This is a genomic window from Pedobacter sp. 10L46_2 (assembly GCF_056395165.1).
On sequence record NZ_JBFTIZ010000331.1, the window covers coordinates 1 to 4,643 of the forward strand.

Consider the following 4,643-nt stretch of genomic DNA (forward strand, 5'->3'; position numbering starts at 1 on the left):
ACCTAAGGTTATTTGTTTAACCGAAAAACCAAGATTCTGCAACCGCTCATTAACGATCATAATACAGCGGTCGCAAACCATATTTTTTACATATAAAGTCATATCTAATCAGCTAGTATCATACTTCTTCGGCTTTGTAACCGGCTTTTTCTAAGGTACCAATTATTTCTGTTGCTTTAAGCTCATCCTCCGCCTCCACTTTTAAAATTTTATCCGGGTTTTCAAGATCTACTTCCCAGTTTTCTATGGTATTTAAGCCGTTTAAATGAGGCGTTACGGTTGCAATACAACCTGTGCATTTAATATTTGTTTTGAATTTTAAAGTTTGCATTTTTTTTGAGTTTAATTGTTGTTATTATGTTATGTTTTGAATTGTTGTTGTAATGGTACTATGCCAGTCATTCGGCTAACACACTCGTCGTCATCCCGAGGAACCGAGGGATCTCTTGGTTAGGCTAGTTTGCTTCAAGGCTACTTCAAGAGATCTCTCCTATCGTCGAGATGACGATCGAGCTACATGACGAGCGCATCCATTACAACTTCGCAAATTTCAATCTTAAGCTATTACTTACTACCGATATAGAACTTAACGCCATAGCCGCACCGGCAATCATTGGGTTCAATAAAAACCCATTAACCGGGTACAATACCCCTGCAGCAATTGGAATTCCTATCAGGTTGTAAATAAACGCCCAGAACAAGTTTTGTTTAATAGTTCTAACAGTTTTCTTAGACAATTTTAACGCCTTTGGCACCTGCAAAAGATCTGAAGATATCAGCGTGATCTTTGCCACATCTATGGCAATATCAGAACCCCTGCCCATTGCGATCGACACGTTTGATTGTGCCAATGCCTGGCTGTCGTTTATACCATCGCCTATCATGGCAACCACCTTGCCTTCAGCCTGTAGTTTTTTAACAAACTCAGCCTTATCAGATGGCAATACTTCTGCTACAAAGTTTTCTATACCAGCTGCAGCAGCCACCGCAGCAGCAGTTTCCTTATTATCACCGGTAAGCATATAAACCTCAATGCCCTGCTTAATAAGTTTTGAAACCGCCTCTTTTGAGCCTTGTTTTATCTGATCAGCAATTGATACTACTGCCAGCACCTGCGTTTCATTGGCAAAATAAATTACCGTTTGGGCCTGATCTTGTAATACTTTAGCCTGATCTTTCAATTCACTGGATATTAACTGATTATGATCAGTTAATATTTTATGGCTTCCGGCCCAGTACTTCTTACCGCTGTAAACTGCGGATACCCCTTTCCCGGTTAAACTATCGAAATCTGTAATGCCTGCAGGTTTTACACCATCCTTTTTAAGGTGATTAAAAATTGCTTCGGCCAATGGGTGTTCCGAACTTTGTTCCATAGCAGCAAACACCTGTTTTAACACATCTGCATTTTCTGGTAAAGTACTGGCCCAGTGTATAGAAGTAACTTCTGGTTTACCCTCTGTAATGGTTCCGGTTTTATCTAAAACAATGGCGTTTACTTTGTAGCCAAGCTCAAGCGCTTCGGCATCTTTAATTAAAATACCGCTCTCTGCACCTTTGCCTATTCCAACCATAATTGCTGTTGGTGTTGCCAGTCCTAACGCACAAGGACAAGCAATCACCAATACAGTAACCATAGCCAGTAACCCTTGCGTAAAGGCATGTTCGCCGCCAAATAACAGCCACACACCCAGCGTAATTATAGCAATCAGCATCACTATAGGTACAAATATCCCGGCTACCTTATCAACCAGTTTCTGAACCGGTGCTTTAGAGCCCTGGGCTTCCTGTACCAGCTGAATAATATGTGCCAGCATGGTTTCGCTGCCCACTTTTTCGGCTATAAAGCGGAAACTTCCCTTTTGATTAATGGTACCTGCAAAAACGTTATCGTCCTTTTGTTTAGAAACCGCGACAGGTTCACCGGTAATCATGCTTTCATCTACAAATGAATTTCCTTCGTAAACCTTGCCATCCACCGGGATTTTTTCTCCTGACCTGACCAGTAGTTTATCGCCCGCTTTTACATCCGCAACCTCTATTTCTTTTTCTCCCTCATCCGTAATCAGCATCACCGTTTTTGGCTGTAACCCAATCAGTTTCTTAATGGCAGATGAAGTATTGGATTTAGCACGTTCTTCGAGTAGTTTACCAAGCATGATAAACACAATAACTACCGCAGCAGCTTCGTAATAAACATGTGGATGCAAGCCTCTTTGGTGCCAAAATTCAGGATAAAAGGTATTAAACACACTGAAAATAAAGGCGATACCGGTACTTAATGCCACCAGCGTATCCATATTTGCCCTGCTGTGTTTTGCTTGTTTAAAGGCGTTTATAAAGAAGTCTTTACCGAAGTAAAAAACTACCGGGGCAGATAATACCAGCATAATGTAATTGGCATAAGGCATATCCATAAAAAGCATGCCTATTACTACTACAGGTATGGTTAATATTCCTGCGGCAATTATTCTCTTTTTTAACGCTTTATAATTGTCGGCCTGTACTTGCTCTTGTTTTTCGTTTCCTTTCTCAGTATCCAGAATTAAGTCGTAGCCTATGGATTGAACAACCTTTTGCATTCCCTCTGGTTGGATCACCCCTGCATCATAGGTTACTTTTACCTTTTGGGTAGCATAATTTACTTCAGCTTGTTTTACACCGGTTTGTGCGCCTATCATAGATTCTACACTTACCGCACAACTGGCACAAGTCATCCCCAGGACGGGAAAAGAAGTGGTTTCTATATTTTCTTGTAATGCCATAATCTTTCTATTATTTACAATACAAAGGTACCATGGCCGGGGCCCGAAGGGATTATATAATATGGTAATTAGTTTATATAATTCTGCACCATACAAAAAGCAGCCTTAAACTACATTAATGTCAATCGAATTTCGTGTTTCATAATTAATAAAGAAGTTTTATGTTTAATAAACCGTTTTAAACTTGCCAAATGTTACAGACAAAATTAAAAGCCCAAAGCCAATACCTACTAACGAACCTTTTAATAAATCAGACAATCCTACGTAACGAGAAATGATTTGTGTAATAGCAATTACAAACAATCCAATTGACAATAGAATTAGTGCATTTCTTCTTGATATTCTTTTCATTTTGCTTCCTTTATCTATTTAAAATTACCATTTTATTAAACTAATTTAGCTTTCACCATCATCGCTGCTTTCGTATAACCTCCTTCTGATCCATCTACAAAATGAACATGTCCATCCACCAGATCCCGCACATAACAAGACATGATCGCATCATTACTAATGTGAACACCATATATAATCTCTCCTTCTTTTTCCAATATATCCAGTGCACGGAGCAGTTTCAATCTTTGTGTATCATTCCCAGAAATTACGGTATTTATTTTTCCATCAATCACCAACGTATCGGACATTTCTACCAGACGGTTCAGATAATCCTTGCCATGTGCTGTAAGAAAATAGATGAAGCCATAAAAATTGATCAGCCAGGTACGGATCAGTTCAAAAAACCTGATCTCTCCCATCCTTGCACGCATTTCTCGATTTAGGCGGTTAAATGTAGTATTGAGTTTAAGTTTGGCAACTGAAATTGGCTGCCGCTTCCGTGGTTCCCCATAAATATCATCTAACAATGCAACCACTTTACTAAACACCAGTGATTGCGTCCTGTTTTTGCCAGAGACAACCAAAAGTGTGACCACCTCACTACTATTTTCAGGAGGCCCGATCTTATCCCATCGGCATTGCATCCCGCTAAGATCCAGAACCTCAGTAACATCCCCCTGTTGGGCAAACAAATAGTCTTCAGCCTTGATCAGTCGTTCGGCATAACTTAATCCAGTTCCCAGAACTACAGGAATGGAAAAAGATCTTGCAATGTTGAACTTACTGATCCTAAGTTCATTCCCTTTGCTATAAATTTGCTGTACGGGCAAGGTACCCACCCGGAGTTCAAGCCCAAAGTTAAGCAGAACATTTTCTTTATAAAGCAGTAGCAAATCCATCAACACATCTAATACCGATGGAGGAACTATAAAGGTCGCGCCATCCCCGCCAAAAAAGAACGGAACCGTTATCCCTCTTTTAAATACGAAATTCAGCACTGCCACAATGCTACCGGTAGCCAGTAGATTAACAGTTTCATGCTGTCCCTGAATTACAGCTTTAGTAGATCCCTTAATGTCAGTAATGATCACATGCCAATCCTGGGGCACCTGATAAAACAAGTCCTCATTTCTTATCAATTCAGCCAGAGGCAGTTTATATTCTGGCAATTGATTATAAAATAAATCACTGGTTACCTGCATAATAAAAAAACCAGAAGGGTTGATTTGAAATTACAACAAATCCACGACAAAACAACACACCAACAAAAACGTAAAAATATAGTACCCGCTGAGACATCTATGTGAATTAACCCGGTATTGTGTTTTGGTTTTGGATAAGATTTAAAAAACCGTTTTTCTAATTTTGAAAAGATAAACCAGAAGAGTTAAGTCATACACAATAGGTATTAATAGATATGACCACCTGCTTGGCAGTATTGAAGAGTTTCAGGAACTAGCTTCCGTCTTCATTAAAAGGTTCTTCTCCATATAGCATGTGGTCGCAAGCAATGATGATCTTATCCAGATTAGCTCGGAGTGCGAT

The 4,643-nt window shown here is 39.6% G+C and carries 4 protein-coding genes; all 4 read right to left on the reverse strand.

The annotated features are described in order from the left end of the window. Nucleotides 1–118: 118 nt before the first annotated feature. The gene (locus AC1DDX_RS24015) at nucleotides 119–331 is read right to left on the reverse strand and encodes a heavy-metal-associated domain-containing protein (RefSeq protein ID WP_172663262.1); all 213 of its coding nucleotides are present in this window, start codon (nucleotides 329–331) and stop codon (nucleotides 119–121) included. 202 nt (nucleotides 332–533) lie between these two features. Then, nucleotides 534–2,765, reverse strand: coding sequence for a heavy metal translocating P-type ATPase (locus AC1DDX_RS24020; RefSeq protein WP_337714862.1), 2,232 nt, complete (start codon nucleotides 2,763–2,765; stop codon nucleotides 534–536). Nucleotides 2,766–2,930: 165 nt separating this feature from the next. After that, nucleotides 2,931–3,116 carry a hypothetical protein gene (locus AC1DDX_RS24025; protein WP_172663264.1) on the reverse strand — a complete coding sequence of 62 codons (186 nt, stop codon included), beginning with the start codon at nucleotides 3,114–3,116 and terminating at the stop codon, nucleotides 2,931–2,933. A gap of 35 nt (nucleotides 3,117–3,151) precedes the next feature. Continuing rightward, entirely contained in the window at nucleotides 3,152–4,300 is a 1,149-nt protein-coding gene (locus AC1DDX_RS24030) for a DUF3095 family protein (RefSeq protein ID WP_172663265.1), read from the reverse strand. Nucleotides 4,301–4,643: the final 343 nt, after the last annotated feature.